Source organism: Sphingomonas sp. (assembly GCF_036731925.1).
Taxonomy (GTDB): domain Bacteria; phylum Pseudomonadota; class Alphaproteobacteria; order Sphingomonadales; family Sphingomonadaceae; genus Sphingomonas.
The window spans coordinates 972,398-992,210 of the sequence record NZ_DAINDJ010000002.1 but is presented as its reverse complement, the minus strand read 5'-3'; the positions used below and the strand labels follow the sequence as shown (position 1 = coordinate 992,210).

Here is a 19,813-nt window from a genome sequence, read left to right as displayed (position 1 = left end):
CGCGGGGCGGCTTTATCGGCTGCGCACCGCGAGGTCTATATTCGCACTGGTCTCCCTCGACCATTTTAGAAAGTCTCGCTAGGGCTAACGAAGCCTCCTTTTCGGTTACAGGATATTCTCGTGCAACAGCAGCGCGCCGCTGCCTCCTCCGTGATGAGTGAACCCAGGCGCCGTCGTCTTGAGACGCTCACGGGACTCTCGCTGGCCGAGGCCTTTGTTATCCAAGCGGATGGAGTGTGTGCGGCAGACGGGGTGCACGCGACGGTAATTGCGGACAACCGGTTGCATCATGCGGGCGACTATCGGGCAGCGCTTCAAGCTTGGTTCGGGGCAACCCGTGTGGGCGGCCATCTTGTCATAATCGTTCCACATGCATTTCTCCGCGACCGGCAGATCACATTGCCGGCAACCTGGGAACCGCAGCAGAGGCGTTTGTACACCCCCGCCTCGCTCGTTGGAGAAATCGAAGAGGCGCTTGAGCCCAACAGCTATCGCGTTCGCATGTTGTACGACGACGATCAGCACTATGATTATAGTCTTTCCTTGGATACGCCGCCCAGCGGTGCCTGCGACATCGTGCTCATGATTGAGCGGATCAGGCCGCCAGCTTGGACGTTGTTGCCCCAAGCGGACCCAGCGCCAGCGGAGCCTGCGCTCTTTTACCCACCCGCCACCCGCGTTGAAATTGCCGCCCGGCGTCCCGCGCCCGCGCGAATCCTGTTGCTGAAGCTCGATCATCTCGGCGATTTCGTGCTGGCCGTGCCGGCGCTTCGGCAGCTTCGTGCTGCCTTTCCGCAGGCGCATATCGAACTGGTTGTCGGCCCCTGGAACGCGGATCTTGCCCGCGACTGCGGACTAGTGGACACTGTCACCCTGTTCTCGGTTTTCCCACGTAACGCCAGCGAAGAGGCGGTTGACGTCCGTGGGCAACGCGCGCTTTTCGAGGCAATAGTGACCGGTCACTACGATGTCGCGATCGACTTGCGGACCGATGCCGATACGCGTTTCCTGCTGGCAGGCGTTTCCGCCGATGTGCGTGCAGGGCTAGGGAACAGCGAAGATCACCCCTTCCTCGACATCTTCCTGCCGATCGACCACAGTCGCGACGGCCGGGAAACCTCAACCGCGGCGCTCTGGGACCATGGCGCCTTCGCGTCGTCCACGGTTTGCAGCACCAGTCCCTATCGAACGATATTCACGGGGTCTCGGCGGCCGAAACGAGGCGCCTTGCTCTGGGGCCCCTATCGGCGCCTCCGGCATGGCAGCTATATTTTTCAGCCGCGCATCGAGATCGAGGCGGCGCGACAGGGCGCATCGCTTACGATGGACGTCGTTCTCGATGATTCGGTCCTTCAGGCAAAAACCGTGACGAGCGGATCGGTGCCGGACTTCGAGTTTGGAGTCGGGCCCGAAGGGGGGGTCTTCCAGTTCCGGATTTGGGTGCCGCGCTGGAAGCGGGCGTCTCCGTTCAGTTTTTATGGCGGCAAATTATACCGTCGAGGCTCGGGAAATGTTCTCCACCAGTCTGAATATCTGGCGCTGCTGGTTCATCTGGTAACGCAGCGTCTTCGAGAGACGGGGCATCTCGTCGCTCCGGCTGCATGACAATGGAGGTCGTGATATCGCCCTTTTCCAATAGTTTCGTGAGAGACTGGCCGGCGGAGCACTATCGTACGCTCGCGGGGATGCTGGTAGATACCTTGCCGGGGGCGACTATTCGTCTTATCGGAACCAAGGCGCAGGCATTGCGCGCGAACGAGATCGTACGGCCATTGGATTCGCGACGGGTCCTTAACGATTGTGGCAGGCATCCGTGGCCGGTGGTCCAGACTGCCATCCTCCGGGCAAGTTGCGTAATCGGCAACAATTCCGGCGTCGCACATCTTGCTGCAAGCGCAGGCGTGCCGACTGTCTGTATTTTTGGTGGGTCGCATCAGCGACGCGAGTGGCGGCCAGTAGGCCCCAACGTTATCATTGTCTCGCGGGACATTTGGTGTTCGCCCTGTCATCTGGATCGACTATCGCAATGCCGATTTGAAAAGTCTTGCCTGCGCGATATCGAGCCCAGCGATGTTTTGTCTTCCGTGCAGCGCGTGCTGTCCTTCAAGGAGCGGTTGGTACCTCGCTAGACGCTTGCAAATTGGCCGCAGAGGTGGCGCCACCTACGTGGGAAGCCAATGTTGCGCTGCGGGAATAGGGTTGTCTCTCGGCGGGCTGTTGGGTGATAGCGCACGCTACGCCGGTTATTATCTGTTTGAGGCGGGGTTTGAGACTCGGGGATGGAGTATTTGATGCAAAAGGTAGCGCGCCGGCTAAAGCGCATGTTTTCGGGATCGCCGGCTTCGTTTACGGCCTCGCAGTATCAATCCAATGAAGGCGGGCTGACAGCACCTGCCTCCGGCGAGGATGTGATCAATTGCTACCGGCTCATTCTCGGGCGTCCACCGGAAAACGAAACCGTCATCGCAGAAAAGGTGGGCATAGAACGGCAGCAGCTTCTGCATGCATTCATGTTCTCAGAAGAGTTTCGGAAGGATACGCGTTCCTTTCTCCAAGGGGAGCTGGACGCAAGTTTATTCGAAGGTCCTGTGACAGGTGATTTGCGCCGGTGGGTACATGATTTGCTGTTGCCGGGCGACCATGATGCAGAACGGCTGGCGGAGATCCAGGACTTAGCCCCCATGCTTGGCTTTTGTCTTCGCTACCCGATCTTGGGCGATTTGCTTGATGCGGCTCTTGGCGATGGCTGCGCAGTGGAATTGGCCGGGTTCGCTGACAGGTTAGGCAAGCCACGATTGAAGGCCTCCACCAGCCGGGAGGATCTGCAGAACTGCTATTTGCTTTTTCTGGAACGGGCTCCCGAATCTGATCTGGTCACCGCTGAGCGTCCCGACACCCCGCTGGCAGAATCCGTATGCGATTTCATTGCGTCGCCCGAGTTTGCTGCCAAGGTGGCGTATCCGGCGATGGATGGACGCTACACAACCCATTTGGTTCCATCGGCCGTTGCTTCCTGGGCGTCCGACAGGCTGCTGCTTGAAGCAACGCAGTCTCTGGACGCTGCCGCCATCATCGCAGGGGCGCTGACACAGCCGGCGATCGCGCACGCGCTGCAAGGCCGTAGACTTACCTGGGTGGTTGAAGAAGTCGTGCGGCGGCTTCAATTCGGGGCCGGTGTTGAGGCCGCCCAGAAGCTGGCTTCGCTGCATGAGCGGCTTGAGCAGATCGGCCAGAATGTCGAAGTACTCGCAAGCAACAACATGGAGATCTCGGCCAACGGGCACGTCGTTGAGTTCACGGGCGGCGATCCGTGGTTGATCCTGAAGCCGACAGGACCCGCCATCGAAGGCGACCTAATGTCCTTCCGATTTCGGGCGGCAATCGACGGGCACGCGACCACGGGGCAGCTTTATCTGGACTATGGATCGGGCTTCAGCGAAGCGAATTCCCTTCCGTTGGTGCCCGATCGCGACGGCTTTCATAAAGCGACGGTCGCCGCGCCAAGGCGGCTCTTGGCAGCCCGCTGGGATCCGGCTGCGAGCATCGGCACCGCGAGCATTTCCATGCTTGAGGTGGCCCCGCTCACGACCGAAGCCTATTGCGCCGAAGAATTCGGCGACTTTGGCGAGGCCGGAACCTCTAAGCTTCTGTTGCGCGTTTCGATGGAGGCCAGTCGGCGGCCGGATGCGCCTGCCGCTGTCGTGCTTACCCGTGCTCTGTCCCCCTCGGGCGATGCGGGCTACACGCACTGGATCGCCCGGAACGAATTCCAGAGCGCGAAGGGCGTTGTTGAGCTGAAACTGAGGAATGAGGCTCTAAAGCAGCGGCCGCGTATCAGCGTCGTCGTGCCCGTCTACAATCCGCCGGCTGCGTCGTTGGCGGAAATGATCGCCAGCGTTCGAGGGCAGATCTACGATAATTGGGAGCTCTGCATCGCCGATGATGCGTCGACACAGCCCCACGTGCGACGGACTCTCGAAGAAGCGGCCGCGCAGGACCATCGCATTAAGGTGTTGTTTCGACCGGAAAACGGCCATATCTGCCAAGCTTCCAACTCCGCTTTGGAGCTGGCCAGCGGCAGTTGGATTGCCATGCTCGATCATGACGACGTCCTTGCGCCGCACGCGCTGCTTTTCGCCGCCGAACACATCGCCGAGCATCCCGAGGTCAAAATTCTCTACTCCGACGAGGACAAGCTCGATGAGCGCGGTCAACGATTCGACCCCTATTTCAAGCCTGATTTCTCACCAGAATTGCTGCTTGCGCAGAACTACATGAACCATATGACCGTGGTTCGTACGGATCTGGTTCGTGATGCGGGGGGGTGGCGCGTCGGTTTTGAAGGTAGCCAGGATCACGATCTCATCTTTAGGATCGTGGAGAACCTCAAGCCGTCTGAGGTGGGGCATCTGCCCTACGTTTTGTACCACTGGCGGGCGCTCACTGGCTCGACCGCGCTTGGCAACGAGCAGAAGGACTATGTGCTGGAGAGCGGCAGGGCCGCCGTCCGCGACCATTTGGAACGAACCAAGCGGCGTGCGAAAGTCGAGATCATAGATCAGGTCCATCACTATCGCGTTCGTCACGAGCTTCCGGAGGAGCGGCCGCTGGTTTCGCTGATCATTCCGACGCGCGACAAGGTGGATATTCTGAAGGTTGCCGTGGACTCGATTTTGGAGAAATCGACCTATGACAACTACGAGATTCTCGTGGTCAACAATGGCTCCGTGCAGCCTGAATCGCTAAAATATTTCGCTGAGATTTCGCAGATCGCAGGTGTACGGGTTCTGCCGTATCCGCACCCGTTCAACTACTCCAAGATCAACAACTTCGCGGCAGAGCATGCCAAGGGTTCGGTAATCGCCCTCGTCAACAACGATGTGGAAGTAATTACGCCCGACTGGATGGAGGAGATGACAGCGTGGGCCATTCAGCCGGAAATCGGCTGTGTCGGTGCGAAGCTATTCTATCCCGATATGTCGATTCAGCATGCTGGTGTAATTGTCGGTATTGGCGGATGTGCGGGCCACTCGCACAAATTCTTCCCGCATGATGCGGCGGGATACTTCAACCGCCTGCAAGTTCACCAAAACCTCTCTGCGGTAACGGCAGCTTGTCTTTTCCTGCGCAAGGACGTCTTCTTTGAGGTCGGTGGACTTGAAGAGGAACTGAGCGTTGCTTTCAACGACGTCGACCTTTGTTTGCGCGTTCGGGAAGCGGGATATCGTAACCTCTTTACGCCATTCGCGAAGCTATTCCATCACGAGAGTATCTCCCGCGGTGCCGAAGATACGCCGGAAAAGATGGCGCGAGCTGCCGGCGAGGTTCGGTTCATGCAGTCGCGCTGGGGACGCAAGCTGATGGTAGATCCGTTCTATTCTCCGAATCTCCCATATGATCGCGAGGATTTCGGCATCAATATTGCCACGCTTCGGCACTGAAGGCGGTAGTGGCAGGCAATGCCGACGTGGGTTGTCCTGTCGCCCGCCATGCCGGAAACGCTCCCTTGGTTGGGCGTGCCCAGCTTCCGGTTGAGCTGTTGTCTTCTTGCGGATAAGGGCTCGCTGGCGATGCCTAAACGACCTTGCTGTTCGCCGAAATTGGGGTCGGCGCAATTCTGGAGAAAGTTGCTGTTTACCCAATCGTTTCGGAAGTCGCGCGCCTGGGTGTTGATGGCGGGCGCGGCCAGCCTCTCGGCCTGTGCGACCTTGCCAACGAACGGCCCGACGGCGGGTCAGGTAACACGCGTGGTCGGCAGCCCGCAGGACCAGATCGGCATGCGGTTGCAGGACATTACCCTGCCGCTGATTACCACCATGGTCGACGAAAGCCGCCAGGCCGATGAAAAGATCATAACGCTAGCGCAATTTGCCGAAGGTGCGGGCGCGGCCACGAACGACGTTGTCGGGCCTGGCGACTTGCTTTCGATCAAGCTGTTTGAGGTCGGCGTCAGTATGTTTGGCGGCATGGTAGCGAATGGCGAGGCGCCGATGCCTGCGGCGCGGGCGCAGGATTTCGACGCGGTGCTCGTCGATCGCAATGGGACGATCAAGCTGCCCTATGTCGGAACTCTGATGGTGGCCGGGCGAACACCGACGGAAATCGGCAAGATGGTCGAGCAGGGATATGCGCGTCGTTCGCAGGCTCCGCAGGCGCTGGTGATGCTCAAGCGCAATCTGAGCAACACCGTCTACGTGACCGGCGATGTTCGCAAACCGGGCCGAATCGAGCTGACCTTGCGCGGCGAGCGGCTTTCCGCCGCGATCGCGGAAGCGGGCGGGACGGCGAGCAATGCGCAGGACATTCTGGTGCGCTTCAGTCGCCGCGGTCGCGTGATCGAAGAGCGTCTCGATCGGATTCGGGTTGGCGCCGCCGACGACATCCGCCTGCAGGCGGACGACGTCATCGAGCTGATCAAGGAGCCGCAGACCTATACGGTGTTCGGTGCTGCGGCCAAGGTGACGCAGGTTCCGTTCGACCAGACCGAGTTGAGCCTTGCTGAGGCTATCGCGCGTGCCGGTGGACCGAACGACGCGCTGGCCAATCCAAAGGCGATCTTCCTGTTTCGCTACGTGCGACCTATCGACGGATCGGAGGCGAAGCCTACGATCTATCGCTTGGATCTGATGCAGCCGCAGAGTTATTTCCTCGCGCAGAAGTTCATGATGCGTAAGGGCGACGTGTTGTATATCAGCAACGCTAAGATCAATCGCATCTCCAAGTTCGTCGGTATTTTGAACCAGTTGTTCTCTCCGTTTATTACGGCAAGGGCACTTTCGCAATGATTGGACGGCAGTGAAGTCGTCTGCGGGACCGCGAGACGGGGAGGTCTGGATGGGGAGGGGCAATACGGTGTCGTTGGATGACCAGGTATCGGAATGGGTTGCGATTCGCGACGCCGGTGACGTTGCCGCTGCCTCGGTGGGCCTGGAAGCTCTGGTGGCAAGCGATCCGAGCCATTTTCGCGCCACGCTCGAACTGCTGGTCGTCACAACGACCTTTAGCGTGTCGGATGTGCCGGACCGTATCCTGGCCGGGATGCCGGAATCGTTGCGGGCGCATCCGCACATCCGTCTGCTGATGGCGCACCACCACCGTCAGAATGGTCGCCTGTCCGAGGCCATGACGTGGTTGCGTGGCGTTCCCCAAGAAGCCGTGGCGGGGGTGCCAAGCTTCGCGCGACTTCGGAAGGATCTGCTTGCGGCCCTTGCCAGCCACAGCGTCGATCTGGCCTCGCCGTTCATCGACCTCTTGCCCAGCCAGCAAATGCACGCGGCACGTCTGATGGTGGCCGAGACCCTGCTGCAGGATCTGATCGCGTCCATCGACGCACCGGACGACCTGTTCACCCATCTTCAAGAATGGACCTTCCTCAGGCCCGATGCGCTGCATCTGCGCGCGGACGTTTTCGCGCGTTTGCTCAGCCACTTGCCGGAAAATGCGCCGACGTCCATCCTTTCCACCGCGCTCGCCTATATGGTGGCTACCAGACGATGGGACGAGGCGCGTCAGATGGTCGATCGCCTGCTGCGCAAGCCGGATGCCGCATCCGACGCAGTCTTCGTCAAGGCGCTCTTGAACTTCGCGGATGAGGGCGATCCTGCCTATGCGCAGGCCGCTGCCCGTATGATGGTGGACCATTGCAGCGTAACCGCGCCCGACGACAGTGCGCGCAAGCTCCGCACCGCCGCCGTGCTCAACGCTCTGGAGGTCAAGGCCCGCAAGCTACGACTTGACCTTCAGCCGCCTGAGGCGTTTGCCGCACTGGGAAGCCTCGCGCCGACCTACGCGGCACAGGCGGCGCCTGTCGGGCGGCATCTCTATGTCGGCCTGTTCGGGCAGGTGCGCTTCGGCAAATATCTGCTCGCGCCGCTTGCAGACTATCTGCAGCAGCAGTTCTCCGCTTTCGTGGAGAGCGGAGGCTCGCTGAGCTTCGGCATTGCGACGTGGAAGGACAGCGGCCAGCGCGAGCTTCAGGAGCAGGACGGTTATTCCTTCCTGCGGGATCTGCTCCCGGTTCCGATCATGGATCGGCTCGCATCGCACCGACTAATGCAGGTGCGCGACGCAGCGGCGTATATACCGACGATTACGCGCAAGCTCATCGACGAAGGGCGCGAGACACAGAGCTTGGATGCGGCGACATTGCAGGGCCAGTTCATCGCCGATGCGCTCGTTTCCATCGAGGATGACGAGCGCTACATGGGGGAGCTTGGCGAGCGGCTGAAGGAGGTGTTCGGCAATTCGGTCCCGGTGTTGAACCAAGGCCGCATGTGGAACCGCATATCCGCGCACCGCGCTCTTGTTGCTGAGGCCGAACAGCGGGCGGCTCGGCCGGTTACCCATGCCCTGTTGATCCGATCCGATCTCACCAGTCTGTCGGGGCCGCTGGGCAACCTTGTCGACGCCCAGATTCGGTCCGGCGAGACCAACTGGGGCATGTTCGACCACGACCCTCATGCGACCTACATCGAGGGGGTCGGCGACCGCTACATGGTGGTGGACCGGGCTGCCTTCGAGCGGCTGATGGACGGGTACCAGTTGCTGCAGTCGATCGTTGCGCCGAACACGCCCGTCAATGCAGCGTATCGGGTTCGCCTGTTCCCGCACACGCACCTCCGCACGATCTTGTTCGAACACGCGACCAAGATCCGTGAAGTCCTGCGTTCATCCGTTGAGTTCGAGATCTATCGGGGACGGCGAACGGTGGAGCAGTTGCGCGCCGAGATTGAAGAGGATGCCCGGCGGACCACCGTTGCGGGTATGGCCGAGTTCCTGAACTCGCTTGTCTGAGCGAGCGGCGGGGGGCAAATATCGACTGATAGGGGGGAACGTGGACTATCTGGCGCATCGTGGCTTCTGGCGCACGCCGGAAGAAAAGAACAGCGAGCGTGCGATCCGTCGCGCATTCGAGAATGGTTTCGGGATAGAGACTGATGTTCGCGATCACGAAGGGGTTTTGGTGATTAGCCATGATCCCCCAGTAGATGGGGCGATGCATTTCGACCGATTTCTTGAAATATATCTGGAATATCCTGAGCGGACCAAGCTGGCACTGAACGTCAAGGCCGACGGGTTGCAGGAAGCGCTGCAGCGCAGCCTGGCCTCGGCTGCCGTTACCAATTATGTCGTGTTCGATATGTCGGTTCCCGATCTCCTGGGCTACCGCAAGGCAGGCATTCCATTCTACGTGCGCAGGAGCGAGTTCGAGGGGGCTTCCCCGCTCGATTCGGATGCTGCGGGCGTGTGGATGGATTGTTTCGAGCGTCCGTTCGCTGATGCTACCGCGATCGCTGAAGCTGGCACGCACGTCGCAGGCGACATTGCACTCGTGTCGCCGGAACTGCACCGCCGCCCTCATCTTGATGCATGGGCCTGCTGGAAGAATATCGAACCCCATGTTCGAAAGCGGCTGCAACTGTGTACCGACTTTCCCGATCAAGCACGCGCCTATTTCGAGAGGTGAGGAAGACAACATGATTAAAGCGGTACTCTTCGATATGGACGGCGTTCTAATCGAAGCTAAAGACTGGCACTATGAGGCGCTGAATCTTGCGCTCGCCCATTTCGGCATGGAAATCGCTCGAGATGCGCATCTCGCTACCTTCGACGGACTGCCGACGCGTGACAAGTTGAACATGCTGACGAAAACGCGTGGGTTCCCGCGGGGTCTGCATGACTTCACCAACCGGTTGAAGCAGAGTTTCACGCAGGAAATCGCTTATGCTCGTTGCCGTCCGGTGTTTCACCATCGCGATGCTCTCTCGCGCCTGAAGCAACAGGGCTATCACCTCGCTGTCTGCTCGAACTCGATTGTTGATTCGGTCAAGCTGATGATGAGCCTTTCGAAGCTCGATGCGTATCTTGATCTCCAGCTGTCGGCACAGCACGTCGAACGCGGCAAGCCCGATCCGGCTATCTATAACCTGGCGATGGAAAAGCTGGGGGTCACGCCGGCCGAGACGCTTATTCTGGAAGACAATGACCACGGCATCCAGGCCGCTCGCGCCTCGGGGGCGCATCTAATGACGATCGGTACGACCGAAGACGTCACCTATCCCCGCATCCGCCAGACGATCGACGCGATCAACGCTGCCGCAGCGAACTGAGGAATCTCACCGTGCAAATTCTCGTCCCGCTCGCAACCCAGTCGCCCTTCTTCAAGAAGGAGGATTTCCACTTCCCCAAGCCGCTGGTGGAGGTCGCTGGTCGGCCGATGATCGAACGCGTCGTGGAAGGGCTGAAGCGCCTTCACCCGGAGCCGCGCTTCCTGTTCGTGATCCGTCGAGAGGATGCGGCCGCCTTCTCGCTGGATCGGTCACTGGAAATCATCACCGAGGGGCGTTCGAAAATCGTTCAGCTTGGCGCGGAGACAAAGGGCAGCTTGTGCACCTGCCTGATGGCTATCGACGAGCTTCAACTCGACCAGCCGCTGATCATTTCCAACGGCGACCAGATCATCGACGCCGATCTCCAGCAGATCGTCAACGACTTCCAGCACCATGGCAGCGACGCCGGCGTCGTGACGTTCGACTCGGTTCACCCGCGCTGGTCTTATGTCAGCCTTGGTGAAAACGGCGAAATCGCGCAGGCTGCGGAGAAGCGCGTCATCAGCCGACAAGCGGTGGGCGGACTCTATTATTTCAAGACGGCGGCGACTTTCATCGACGCGGCTAAGGCGTGCATCGAATCGGGCGCCAGCCACCAGGGGCTCTATTATATCGCACCCGCGCTGAACGAGATCATTCTCGGCGGCGGCAGTGTCCGTAGCATCGAGATTTCGGCAACGTCGTATCACAGTTTCTACTCGCCGACGAAGATCGAGGAGTATGAGGAGGGTCGCATCCTGCGTTCGCTGGGAACGACAGAGGCGCCTTCTCTGGCGACGGTTCAGGTGGTAATCCCCGCGGCAGGGGAGGGTAGCCGTTTCGCCAAGGCAGGGTATGAGAAGCCGAAGCCGTTCATCGACGTGCTCGGCCGGCCGATGATCCGTCACGTGATCGATAATGTAACGCCTAGCGGCGCGTCGGTTCGGGTGTTGCTGCGTCGCGAGCACGCACGGCGATGCGAGGCAGAACTGGCCACGCTCTCGGGACTTGGCCTGCAGTTCACCGAGGTGGATCAGCTTACCGAAGGAACGGCCTGCACGCTGTTGCTCGCGCGGGCCGCGTTTGACAATGATCAACCCCTGCTTGTGGCCAATTCGGATCAGCTGGTCGACTTTTCTGTCGACGACTATGTCCAGGATTGCCTGAAGCGCGGCCTGGACGGTTCGATTCTGGTCTTCCGTGACCCTTCGCGTGATCCCAAATGGTCATTCGCGCGCCTCAACGACGAGGGTCTTGTGACCGAAGTGGCCGAAAAAAAGCCGATTTCGGATCTGGCCACGGTCGGTATCTATCTGTTCCGCAGAGGCAGCGACTTCGTCGACGCTGCGGTGGACATGATCGCCCGCAACGATCGCGTGAATAACGAGTTCTACACCTGTCCGGTTTACAACTACATGATCCGTAACGGTGCGCGCATCGGGGTGTATGAGGTGCCGGCGAATGCGATGTCGGGCCTCGGCACGCCTCCGGATCTCGAAGCGTTTCTCGAGCGGCACGCACGCTGATGCAGGTCATCGTCCCGCTGGCCGGTCCCGATTTCGAGACGGGCGCCGACGATACACGGGCAGAGCGTATGGTCGAGGGGGCGCCGCTCCTTCGACGTGCGCTCGAGAGCCGGAGCTGGTGGCGGAACGGCACCGTTTCGGCGGAGGACTGCGTCTTTCTGCTGCGCGATACGCCAGTGTCGCGCACGTTCGCCGTCGAACGCCTTGCCGAATGGTATCCAGGGTCTCGCAACGTCTTCCTGGGGGCATTCACCGGTGGCGCCGCGCTGACCGCGCTTTGCGGCGTCGCCCTGGCCGATCCGGGCGCCCCGCTTTGCATCGATCTGGCGGACATCCTCTTCGACGACGAAGCGGATCCACTTGACTATTTCCGTGCTCCGGATGCCGGTGGGTTGTTGCTCACCTTCCCATCGTCTAGCCCCGTTTACAGCTATGCCGAGTTGGACCCCGAAGGAGCGGTCCTGCGAACAGCAGAGAAGAAGGTTATTTCGTCGCACGCATCGGCTGGCGTCTATTTCTTCCGCAACGCGGCGACCTTCCTGCGGTCGGTCGCCCACAGCCTCGACAATCGCGAGGCGCTCTCTCACAATGGTTTGCTCTTCGTCTGCCCGTTGTTTAACGGGGTTTTGGCACAAGGGTCGAAGGTGGGTGTGGCGCCGGTCCGTAATATTCGCGATGTGAAAATATCGGCCTGACGGACCCGCGCGGCGCAGCCATCGACACGGCACTGGTAGGACGCTATCGGGACACGCTGCGGGCGTGGCGGCATGGTGGCCTGCAGCATGTCGCGATAGGTATCGAAATGCGTAGGATTGAGTTGCCCCAATGGGACCTGTGATCGCCAGCAGCCAAGGCGGGGGTTCGCTCCTGCGAGGTTTGTCCGTGCAGGGGCGCGTGATCGGCGCCATCATCATGCGCGAACTGCACACGCGCTACGGCCGCGAAAATATCGGATATCTGTGGCTCTTCGCGGAGCCGATGATTCTCGCCAGCGTGATGGCGCTACTCCATCGTAGCGGACACACCGAATATGGCAGCGACATCAAGCCGCTCGCTTTCACGGTGCTAGGTTACACGACGTTCATCATGTTTCGACAGATCGTGAACCGCTCGGAGGGCATCGTCGAAAGCAGTGCCGTGCTGCTCTACCATCGCATGGTTACGATCTTCGATGTTGTTCTTGCCCGCTCCATTCTCGAAGCGGCCGGCACCTTCACGACCTATATATTGTTGTCTGCGCTGTTGTGGGGCGTAGGTCTCATGGCGCTTCCGGCCCGGCCGCTTTACCTCTTCCTGGCTATTGTCGCGATGTTCTGGTGCTCGTGGAGCCAATCCATGATCATCGCGAGCACCACGCACGACAATCGCACGCTGGAGCGGCTGGTTCACCCCTATGCGTACTTCATGATTCCGATCTCTTGTGCTTTCATCCAAGTGTCCTGGATCCCTGAGCCGTACCGTACGGTCGTTCTCTATTTCCCGCTGCCGCATATTTTTGAACTTGCTCGCTATGGACAGTTCAACAGCGCCAAGCTCGATTATTTCGACGGCGGGTATTTGATCGCGGTATGCGCGATCCAGACCTGGCTCGGGCTTGTGTTTATTTCAAGATGCCGCAAGCGGCTTCATCTCCGCTAAAAATTTGAACGCTTGAACAAGGCAATCTTGCATGAATATGCATGGTATAATACAGCCCGCCACGGTCGGTGGGAAGCGTCGTGCTTCGGTACTTCGACGTTCAATTGAATGGGTAAAGGCGCATTACCTTTTCTTTGTCGTAGTGGTTGCGCCCGTAACTGCGACGGCAGTCTATCTGTTTGGCTTTGCGTCCGACCAATATTCCTCCGAGGCGCATTTCCTCGTGCGAAGCACGGAATCGCCTGCGGCACCGGCGCTCAACGGAGGGCTCGGTCAGATCATCAGTATGGCAGGTGGCGCGACGTCATCGCAGAGCGAGGCAATGAGTGTCGCAGACTATCTCTCGTCGCATGATGCTGTCGCCGCGCTGAAGACCAATGATAGGCTGATCGAACGCTACAGCCTTCCGGGCATCGACTTCTTCAGTCGGCTGGACACCAGTCGACTGACACCGGAAAGCCTGCTGCGCTATTATCAGAGCATGGTGACCGTTTCGTACAGCACCGAGACCGGGATCACGACGCTGAGCGTGCGCAGCTTTCGTCCGCAGGATTCCTACGATCTCGTCCGCAAGCTGCTGCGCCTGGGTGAGGCGCGCGTGAACGAACTGAACCAGCGCAGCTACAACGATTCGATTGCGCTGGCGAAGCAGCAGTTTGCGGCGGCTGAGAAGAGCCTGGCGGATGTTCAGGGACGGATGACGCAGTTCCGCCAATCGCGGTCCGATATCGATCCGCTCATCACGGGGCAGGCGCAAATTGCGCTGGTCGGCGGCCTGAACGAGCGCCTTGCGGCGGCGCGTGCCCAGCTCAATGTGATGCGCGGAAGCATCAGTCCATCCAGCCCCCAGTATCGCGCCATGGCGGCGACGGTGGCTGCACTTGAAGGGCAGGTCAGCGCGGCGTCAGCCAAGCTCACGGGGCCTAGCGACGCAATAGCGACGGATATCGGCGGATATGAGCAGCTCAAGTTGCAGCAGGAATTTCTCGCAAAGCGGTATGAGGCGGCAGCAGCGGCCCTTGCCTTGGCGCGCGAACAGGCACAGCGGCAGCAGCTCTATGTGGTTCACGTCGTGGAACCAAACAAGCCGGTAAAGAGCCTGTACCCCGAACGGTGGCGAGTCACGCTGACGGTGCTAATTGCAACGCTGCTGGTATACTCGATCAGCTGGTTGATCGCTGCGGGTGTGCGTGAGCACGCTTCCTGAGTTGGGCGCTGGTCTATCCGGTCAGAACGACGAGCTTCTGATTGGCTCTGGCGCTGGTGGGACCTTGCGGTAGGTGGCCGTACGGCGGGTCTCTGCCCACGCGTCCCGCCAATTGCCGAACGGAGTTGATGAACAAGCTTATGTCCAGTGGAGGTTCAGCGCCGGCGGTCCTCGATCCGTTCTCGTTTCATGACCACACGGCCAGCGTTATCAAAGGCATCGGCGGCGCTACGCCGAATGCCGATCCTTCCTACGCGTTTCACACCGATTATGTGCGGCTAGCCCGGGGCAGGGCAAATTTCGCCATTCATCTTTCCGATCTCGAGGCGAAGCAGGGCACGCTCGTCCTGCGCGTGCATCTGTTGCCGGACGAGCCGGGGTCGGTAGCCTCGATGGTGACGAGTGAGCGCATCCAGCTCAATCGGCTCGCACAAAATGGCGGGCACGTCCAAGTAACGTTCGAGGCGTTTCGCTCGGCGCGGTATGCCTTGATGGGTCTGGTGGCCGGACAGACCGATGCATCGGCCAGCGATCTGCGCGTCACGGTTGAGCGATTATACGACGAGACGGCGATCGATCTCGAGGATCGTGGCGAGGGCGCGCCGACGCGGTTCGGCAACTTCGCCGGTTTCAAGAAGGCGGCGCACATCATAGCAGTCGAGGCGCCGACCCTGGGCGCGCCGACGTCGCAAATCGCAACGCGCGCGCAACTGGACGAGCCCATCTTCGAACAGCAGCGACGCGCGCTTGGCCTGGGCGGTGCGGACGAACTTGCGGCTTGGTCCGCCGTGTATCAGCGGCAGGCGCTCGCTGTATTCGAGATGGCGCAGGCAGGTGCGCGAGGCCTGCTGGTTGGCAGCAGCAGCGACCACCTCGCTGCGCCGCTGGCAGCACAGGGCTGCGCCCTGACCGTGCACACTGGCGGAACGTCGCCGTCCGACATGGCGGATCTGCAACAGGCACTCAACCAAGGTGACCTGCTCGACTTCGATTTCGTATGTTCGGCCTGGCTCGAACCTGGGCTGAATCCGGACGCAGTGCAGCGCATGATCGAGTCCTCGTTCGGTTGCTTGCGGCCGTCGGGTCTGGCAGTGCATGTCGTCGGCACCGGGGGTTATGGTCCAGGCTTTAGTCGCGCCGCTTTGGAGCGGCTTTCTCTCAACATGTTGTCAAAGGGCCACGATGTCGCTCAACTACGGTTGGCGCCGCACCGACCGGAGTTCGACCGCGAGCCTGGCGCGGCCGGTTTTATCGCGCGTCGAACTTCCCGCTGGTTATAATGTCAGCACACGTCCGTAACCGTTGCAACTCACGTACCGTGTCGAGAGATTTGATCTATGACTGCTAAGCTGACGTCGGCCGACCGCGAGAAGATGAAGCTGCTGCTCAGTCTTGTCGACGAGCAGTCTCGGCCGAACATTAATGCCCTTTCAGAGCTCGTGAAGAACCTGCCGCTCGCCTATCTAAATATCAAGACCTTCGGCTACGATCTTGCGCGGAGGCTGTCGGAGGTAACGCCACTCCCGTCGGGGGACCAGGAGCCCGGCTATCTTGGTTTGCCGTGCAAGACATCAATTCAGGCGGACATCGAAAGCGCCTGGTCCGCCTACTGGTGCCGCGAACTCCAAATCCCGGTGACCTATCACCGCAAAGTGTGGGAGTTAGTCTACGTACTGCAAGTGCTGCATGAGCACGGCCATCGTCGCGCGGGCGCGCGGGGACTTGGTTTCGGGTGCGGTGTCGAGCCGCTGCCGAGCTATTTCGCCTCTCGTGGCATCGAAGTGACAATGACCGACATGGAGCCGGACCGTGCCCAGGCTGCGGGCTGGGCGACTACTAGTCAGCACACCGCCAGCCTGGAGCTTGCTTTCCATGCACATCTCGTCGATCGAGCGACCTTCGACGACAAGGTAAGCCTGCGCTATGTCGATATGAACGCTATCCCGGCTGATCTCCAGGACTATGACTTTTGCTGGTCGGTCTGCGCGCTTGAGCACCTTGGTTCCATTCAGAAGGGCCTCGAATTCATCAGGAACTCGCTCAAGGTGTTGAAGGTCGGCGGGGTCAGCGTGCATACGACCGAATTCAACATCAATCCGAACGGTCCGACGATCGACAACTGGGGAACCGTTCTTTTCCAGCGCCACCATTTCGAGCAGTTGGCTGCCCAGCTGGTCGCGGAGGGCCATCGCGTGGCGCCGCTCGATTTTTCCCTTGGTGACAAGCCGTTCGATCGCTTCATCGATCTGCCGCCTTTCCATCATGACCTTCCCGATGCGATCACGGACTGGCTCGGTGCGCCGCAGCATCTGAAGGTCGCTGTCGACGGCTTCCCTGCGACCTGCTTCGGCTTCATCGCTTGGCGGGGCGTGTGAGCAGGAAATTGCCGGCCGGTACTGCGGCTCGCCCGCCTGCATCGAAGATGCCGGTGCGGGTTGCCAAGCTTGTCCGCTTGCGCTTTGGTCTTCCTTTCGCTCGTCGTGGGGATGCGGCGCGTCTACGCGACGAGTGGCTTGAGGCGGTCTATCAATATCGCCGAGCGATCGAATGGTTGCCATGGCGCGAGGATCTGAAAATTCAGATCGGTAATTGCTTGCGTGCGTTTGGCGATATCGAGGGCGCTCTTTCCGCCTATCATTCGGTGGGCAGCGTCGCGCATCGTGCCGCCGCGCTGGCGGAAGCGGCTGAGGCGCACAAGCTGGAGGGGTTCCGCCGGCACGCGTTCCACGTGACCGCGGAGGCGGGCGAGCTGCCCGTACCGATCAATGTGCAGCCTCTCACTGTCCAGGCGTCGGCATTGCCGCGAAGAGTAAAGCGGTATTCTGGTGATGCCAGGGCGATGCTGGGCACGCTTGGCGATACCTCCGGCGTACCCCGTCGGTTTGCCGGTGGCGCCATTGCGGCGGTCAAGCTCGACCAAGTCGGAGCAATGGCCATGGAACGCGACGGCGTTCCCGAACCGCTGCTCTGCGGGGTCGTTGCGCTGAGGGGGCGGGTCCTATCGGTCATGCCGGTGGATCATGTCGAGCTTTGGTGCGGCTCGGGCGTGGGTGAGCAACTGCTCATGCGTGTCGCCACTCGGCCCTCCCAGCTCAACCGCGCATTGAAGCTACAGGTCTTCAATCTCTGGTTCGACAGTGCCCGGTTACCGCCTGGCCGCCACTGGCTCAGCATCAAGGCAGGGGGGCGCATCGAGCCGGCCGGCCTGTACGTGAACGTCGGCGTCGTCGAAGACGGTGCAAAGCTTGCCCAGTCGAATGCGTATGTTCCTTCCCCGCCTCGCCCGGACGAGGATTGCGATACCTATGTCCGGGAGTTGCCTGCGCTCATCCGTCCGGCACGTCGAAGTCTCTTCTCCCGCCCAGTCCAGTCGATCCTGGCAGTGCGGGCCGATCAACTCGGCGACGTGTCCGCCTCGCTCCCCGCATTTGCGCGGCTTCGCGCCCTGTTTCCGGAGGCGTCGATCACTGCGCTGGTCCAGCCTGGCCTGCGCGACATCGTCGAGGCTAGCGGCGTCGCTGACAGGGTGCTGACGGTTACCCTGGACTATGATCCGTCGGCGGAAAGGCGATGCCTGCGCGAGGCAGAACAGGCGCGTCTTGTCGAGATGTTGAACGGCGGCCGCTTCGATCTTGCTATCGATCTTTCGCCCGGTGATGAAACGCGGCCACTCCTGCTACTTTGCACCGCGGAGGTCTTGGTCGGCTTCAATTCCGATCGATTCGCCTATCTTGACTTTGGCATCTCCGTTCGCTCGCGTGACAAGGTAAACCTTTTGGAAAATGTTTCGCACGCCAAGACAGTTTCCATGCTGATCGAGGCACTGGCGATTGCGGCGCAACCGGCGATGCAGAATGTTCCCAGCCTGGAATTGGGTGCGGCCATCCTGTCGGGGTACGGCCTTGAACACGGCAAGTACGTCGTTCTTCATACGGGCGCGCGGCATCCAATCAATCGCTGGCCCCTCCAGCAATATGTGGAATTGGCGCGGCGGCTGCTCGAAAAAACCATGTTGCAGGTCGTCATGTTTTTTGACGACGCAGATTCGAAGAGTAAGGTGGCCAGCCAAATCGTGCAGGACGGCCTGCGCTTGTGCGATAAGATGCCACCGGCCAGCTTCGATGCTATCCTGTCCAGTGCGGGACTGGTTATCGCGAACGACTCCGGTCCGAAGCATCTTGCCGCCGTTCGCGGTGTCCCTACGGTGAGCCTGCACGTGGGGCGCCTCAACTGGAACGAATGGGGGCAGGATGGGTCTGGTGTGATCGTGAGCAAGCGCGTTCCCTGCGCGGGCTGCGCCCTCAATGATGTCGTACTCTGCGGCAAGGAGGCGTTGTGCCTGACGAGTATTACGGTTGAAGAGGTGCTAACGGCCTCCGAAGAGGCTTTAGGCCTCCCGGCAGGCACTCTCAGGTGATATCCTGCCTGGGGCCTGAATAAACCGCGGGACGAGTAGGGGAAGAGTTTGTCAATGTCGAAGCGGAAGCGAGATGGAGATTTTGCAGCTGCGCGTACTATCTTACTCGCTATGATTAATCGCGATGACGCGATAGATCGGCTCACGACCGATGCTGGTGCGGCTCCGCTCCAACAGGCACGGCAGGTGACTGCACGGCTCCCATGAGGCAAGCAGCACCCTACTCAAATTGTTTGTTGTTTGCGTCGGTTGCCACGGTGACCTGCTCGCTCTGTCCGAGCGTTTGAGCGTGTGGCCCTTTTCGGATTGCGTGCCACAACCATCTCGCCGCGGTTCGACAGCTGAGTCCGCCGTCACGCGCAGCCATCAACCGAACACGCAAGTCGATCTATAAAGAATGACACATCCAAGCCGGTCTCCTCCTCCGACAGGAATGCCGAACCAGGATCAGACTGAGAGGTAATCTATCGCCGATGCAATCCACTCTAACGCAAAGATCAAAAGCGATCTCGAACGCAGAGGAGGCTTTGGCAAGCTGGCATGGAACCTAAGGTTTATCATATTGCGTTCGTTGAACGTCTAGGACGTTCGGTACAAAAGTATGAGCATATATTTGCTTGGAGTAAGGAGTTGGGCACGCTGTGAGCAGCGATAGAAAGGGCGCGCGGTCTAGTAGCCGGCTGGGCATTATCATACTTGGCATGCATCGGTCTGGCACAAGCGCGTTGACGAGGGCCCTCAATCTGCTTGGTGCTCATCTCCCGAACGATCTAATTGGACCGGCCGATTCGAATGAAACGGGGCACTGGGAGCCCAGCGCGGTCGTCTCGTTCAACGAGGCGCTGCTTGCGTCGGCAGGCTCTCGTTGGGATGATTGGCGGCCACTCTCTTTGGCATCGGTGAATTCCTCGGAAAGCGCGGAATTCCTAGGCCGCGC

General features: G+C 60.1%; 14 protein-coding genes. All 14 read left to right on the top strand.

The features are described 5' to 3' along the window. The first annotated feature begins 120 nt into the window (after nt 1-120). The 14 genes from V7E00_RS14195 (at nt 121) to V7E00_RS14135 (ending at nt 18,876) form a co-directional block, all read left to right on the top strand. Complete coding sequence (locus V7E00_RS14195) at nt 121-1,605, top strand: glycosyltransferase family 9 protein (protein ID WP_333573280.1); 1,485 nt, start codon at nt 121-123, stop codon at nt 1,603-1,605. Then, complete coding sequence (locus tag V7E00_RS20100; RefSeq protein ID WP_443019200.1) at nt 1,602-2,129, top strand: glycosyltransferase family 9 protein; 528 nt, start codon at nt 1,602-1,604, stop codon at nt 2,127-2,129. Before V7E00_RS14195 ends, V7E00_RS20100 begins: the two co-directional genes overlap by 4 nt. Before the next feature lie 162 nt (nt 2,130-2,291). Next, nucleotides 2,292-5,441 carry a glycosyltransferase family 2 protein gene (locus V7E00_RS14190; RefSeq protein ID WP_333573279.1) on the top strand — a complete coding sequence of 1,050 codons (3,150 nt, stop codon included), beginning with the start codon at nt 2,292-2,294 and terminating at the stop codon, nt 5,439-5,441. A gap of 18 nt (nt 5,442-5,459) precedes the next feature. After that, a complete protein-coding gene (locus V7E00_RS14185; protein WP_333573278.1) occupies nt 5,460-6,785 on the top strand; it encodes a polysaccharide biosynthesis/export family protein in 1,326 nt (441 codons plus the stop codon). 67 nt (nt 6,786-6,852) lie between these two features. Further along, a complete protein-coding gene (locus V7E00_RS14180; protein WP_333573277.1) occupies nt 6,853-8,793 on the top strand; it encodes a hypothetical protein in 1,941 nt (646 codons plus the stop codon). Nucleotides 8,794-8,833: 40 nt separating this feature from the next. After that, entirely contained in the window at nt 8,834-9,466 is a 633-nt protein-coding gene (locus V7E00_RS14175; protein ID WP_333573276.1) for a hypothetical protein, read from the top strand. 10 nt (nt 9,467-9,476) lie between these two features. Continuing rightward, the gene (locus V7E00_RS14170) at nt 9,477-10,109 is read left to right on the top strand and encodes an HAD family hydrolase (protein WP_333573275.1); all 633 of its coding nucleotides are present in this window, start codon (nt 9,477-9,479) and stop codon (nt 10,107-10,109) included. Nucleotides 10,110-10,120: 11 nt separating this feature from the next. Continuing rightward, on the top strand, nt 10,121-11,614 hold the full coding sequence (locus V7E00_RS14165) for a glycosyltransferase family 2 protein (protein WP_333573274.1): 1,494 nt from the start codon (nt 10,121-10,123) through the stop codon (nt 11,612-11,614). After that, entirely contained in the window at nt 11,614-12,309 is a 696-nt protein-coding gene (locus V7E00_RS14160) for a hypothetical protein (protein WP_333573273.1), read from the top strand. Before V7E00_RS14165 ends, V7E00_RS14160 begins: the two co-directional genes overlap by 1 nt. A gap of 130 nt (nt 12,310-12,439) precedes the next feature. Continuing rightward, on the top strand, nt 12,440-13,252 hold the full coding sequence (locus tag V7E00_RS14155) for an ABC transporter permease (RefSeq protein WP_333573272.1): 813 nt from the start codon (nt 12,440-12,442) through the stop codon (nt 13,250-13,252). A gap of 31 nt (nt 13,253-13,283) precedes the next feature. Beyond that, nucleotides 13,284-14,459 carry a lipopolysaccharide biosynthesis protein gene (locus V7E00_RS14150; RefSeq protein ID WP_333573271.1) on the top strand — a complete coding sequence of 392 codons (1,176 nt, stop codon included), beginning with the start codon at nt 13,284-13,286 and terminating at the stop codon, nt 14,457-14,459. Between the two features lie 128 nt (nt 14,460-14,587). Further along, nucleotides 14,588-15,739, top strand: a complete 1,152-nt coding sequence (locus V7E00_RS14145; protein WP_333573270.1) for a hypothetical protein — start codon at nt 14,588-14,590, stop codon at nt 15,737-15,739. Between the two features lie 57 nt (nt 15,740-15,796). Continuing rightward, nucleotides 15,797-16,834 carry a methyltransferase domain-containing protein gene (locus tag V7E00_RS14140; RefSeq protein WP_333573269.1) on the top strand — a complete coding sequence of 346 codons (1,038 nt, stop codon included), beginning with the start codon at nt 15,797-15,799 and terminating at the stop codon, nt 16,832-16,834. Beyond that, nucleotides 16,831-18,876: a glycosyltransferase family 9 protein gene (locus V7E00_RS14135; RefSeq protein WP_333573268.1), complete on the top strand. Its 2,046-nt coding sequence runs from the start codon at nt 16,831-16,833 to the stop codon at nt 18,874-18,876. Before V7E00_RS14140 ends, V7E00_RS14135 begins: the two co-directional genes overlap by 4 nt. Nucleotides 18,877-19,813 lie beyond the last annotated feature (937 nt).

Coding starts and splice junctions, on each gene's coding strand:
- V7E00_RS20100 (WP_443019200.1), top strand. CDS start 1,602: ATGACAATGGAGGTCGTGATATCGCCCTTTTCCAATAGTTTCGTGAGA.
- V7E00_RS14190 (WP_333573279.1), top strand. CDS start 2,292: ATGCAAAAGGTAGCGCGCCGGCTAAAGCGCATGTTTTCGGGATCGCCG.
- V7E00_RS14185 (WP_333573278.1), top strand. CDS start 5,460: ATGCCGACGTGGGTTGTCCTGTCGCCCGCCATGCCGGAAACGCTCCCT.
- V7E00_RS14170 (WP_333573275.1), top strand. CDS start 9,477: ATGATTAAAGCGGTACTCTTCGATATGGACGGCGTTCTAATCGAAGCT.
- V7E00_RS14160 (WP_333573273.1), top strand. CDS start 11,614: ATGCAGGTCATCGTCCCGCTGGCCGGTCCCGATTTCGAGACGGGCGCC.
- V7E00_RS14155 (WP_333573272.1), top strand. CDS start 12,440: ATGGGACCTGTGATCGCCAGCAGCCAAGGCGGGGGTTCGCTCCTGCGA.
- V7E00_RS14150 (WP_333573271.1), top strand. CDS start 13,284: ATGAATATGCATGGTATAATACAGCCCGCCACGGTCGGTGGGAAGCGT.
- V7E00_RS14145 (WP_333573270.1), top strand. CDS start 14,588: ATGAACAAGCTTATGTCCAGTGGAGGTTCAGCGCCGGCGGTCCTCGAT.
- V7E00_RS14140 (WP_333573269.1), top strand. CDS start 15,797: ATGACTGCTAAGCTGACGTCGGCCGACCGCGAGAAGATGAAGCTGCTG.